The sequence below is a fragment of the Rhizobacter sp. P1_G5 genome, from assembly GCF_056405435.1.
In genome coordinates, this window is sequence record NZ_JBFUCB010000793.1 from 1 (window position 1) to 2,372 (window position 2,372).

Annotated in this window: 2 protein-coding genes; both read right to left on the reverse strand. The window is 65.0% G+C overall.

What is annotated here, in order from left to right:
• Window positions 1-508: serine hydrolase (locus AC1D12_RS31145; protein ID WP_477828080.1), on the reverse strand; the 508-nt coding region annotated here is incomplete at its 3' end.
• 144 nt (window positions 509-652) lie between these two features.
• On the reverse strand, window positions 653-2,194 hold the full coding sequence (locus AC1D12_RS31150) for a 2-isopropylmalate synthase (protein ID WP_477845063.1): 1,542 nt from the start codon (window positions 2,192-2,194) through the stop codon (window positions 653-655).
• Window positions 2,195-2,372 lie beyond the last annotated feature (178 nt).

Consider the following 2,372-nt stretch of genomic DNA (forward strand, 5'->3'; position numbering starts at 1 on the left):
GCGCCAGGTGCAGCATCTCTTCGCGCGTCAGCTGGGTGCCGACCGTCAGGCGCGAGCGGCTGCCCTTCTCGGTGTCGACATCGTCTTGCGTGATCGTGAGGGTTTCATCCAGCGGCAACTGGGCATCGGTGACGACGACGGCCGTCATCAGCTTGGTCAGCGAAGCGATCGGCAGCACGGCGCCGGGATTCTTGCTGAACAGCACTTCATTGGTGTCCTGGTCCATCACCAGGGCGACGCTGGATTTCAGCTCCAACGCATCGACCGTGCTGTGCAGGCCGGCGATCTGGCCGAACGACGGGCGCGCCGGCACGAAGGCGACGGTGCGAACCCGCTTGCTGCGGGCCGCGCTCTTGGAGGACTTGGCGGGGGAGGCCTTGGCGCTGGCAGCGGCCTTGCGCTTGGTGGGCTTGGCGGTGCCGTCCGCAGCAACTGCCGCCAACGGAAGCGCAACTGCAGTGATCAACGTGATCAACCCGCGAATCATCGCCGATACCGAAATTTGCATCTTTTTTGCCACAACAACCCCTTGACAGCCGCTGACGCGAGTGTAGGTGAAAGAAAAAAAGCGCGCAAGATCAAAAACTTACGCGCCCTTTCTCTATCTGTACCTTAGGGTTTGTCAGGTCTGTGACAAAGTCGGCAGATCAGCTCATCCCTGGGCAGCGACGCGTTCGCTCTTGCTGTGCAGCTTGTTCATGGCCGCGAGGTAAGCCTTGGCCGAAGCCACCACGATGTCCGGATCAGACCCGACTCCGTTGACGACGCGGCCACCATGCTGCAGTCGAACCGTCACCTCTCCCTGGGATTCTGTGCTCCCCGAGGTGATGGCATTGACCGAATAGAGCAGCATTTCGGCGCCACTTTGCAGCTTGGATTCGATGGCCTTCAAACTGGCATCGACCGGGCCGTTGCCGTCGCTCTCGGCATGGTGCTCGACGGCGCCGGCCGAGAACGCGACCTTGGCGTGCGGCCGCTCGCCCATCTCGGAGTGCTGCGACAGCGCGAGCAGCCGGTAGTGCTCGCTCTCGGCCGTCACCGCCTCGTCCATCACCAGCGCGAGGATGTCCTCGTCGAAGATGTCGCTCTTGCGGTCGGCCAGTTCCTTGAACTTGGCGAACGCCGCATTGATCTCGGCCTCGGATTCCATCGCGATGCCGAGGTCCTGCAGGCGCTGCTTGAAGGCATTGCGCCCCGACAGCTTGCCCAGCACGATCTTGTTGGCCGCCCAGCCCACGTCTTCGGCACGCATGATCTCGTAGGTGTCGCGCGCCTTCAGCACGCCGTCCTGGTGGATGCCGGACGCATGCGCGAACGCATTCGCGCCGACCACTGCCTTGTTCGGCTGCACCACGAAGCCGGTCGTCTGCGAGACCAGGCGCGAGGCGGGCACGATCTGCGTCGCATCGATGCCGAGGTCGAGGCCGAAGTAGTCGCGGCGCGTCTTCACGGCCATCACGATCTCTTCGAGCGAGCAGTTGCCGGCACGCTCGCCCAGGCCGTTGATCGTGCACTCGACCTGTCGCGCGCCGCCGATCTTGACGCCGGCCAGCGAGTTGGCGACCGCCATGCCGAGGTCGTTGTGGCAGTGCACCGACCACACCGCCTTGTCGGCGTTCGGGATCCGCTGGCGCAGGTCCAGGATGAAGTTGCCGTACAGCTCGGGGATCGCGTAGCCGACGGTGTCGGGGATGTTGATCGTCGTCGCGCCCTCGGCGATCACCGCCTCGAGCACGCGGCACAGGAAATCGGGGTCGGAGCGGTAGCCGTCTTCCGGCGAGAACTCCACATCGCCGCTCAGGTTGCGCGCGAAGCGCGTGGACAGGCGCGCCTGCTCGTACACCTGGTCCGGCGTCATGCGCAGCTTCTTCTCCATGTGCAGCGCGCTGGTCGCGAGGAACAGGTGGATGCGCGTCGAGGCGCCGCCCTGCAGCGCCTCGGCGGCGCGCGCGATGTCGCGGTCGTTCGCGCGCGCCAGCGAGCAGACGGTGCTGTCCTTCACCACYTGGGCGATCGCCTTCACCGCTTCGAAATCGCCGTTCGACGCCGCCGCGAAGCCGGCCTCGATCACGTCGACCTTCAGGCGCTCGAGCTGCCGGGCGATGCGCAGCTTCTCGTCCTTGGTCATCGAGGCGCCGGGCGATTGCTCGCCGTCACGCAAGGTGGTGTCGAAAATGATCAGTTTGTCGGTCATGGGGTGACTCCTCAGTTCTGGTGATCGGCTCGGATCTTAGGCGAGCTCTGCGGCCTTGAAGGCCAGTTCGCCCCGGCGCAGCGCCCGCTGCAGGCCCGACACGATGGCCTTCAGCGAGGCGGAAACGATGTTGGCATCGATGCCGACACCGAACAGCGTCACCGCATCGCCCACCCGC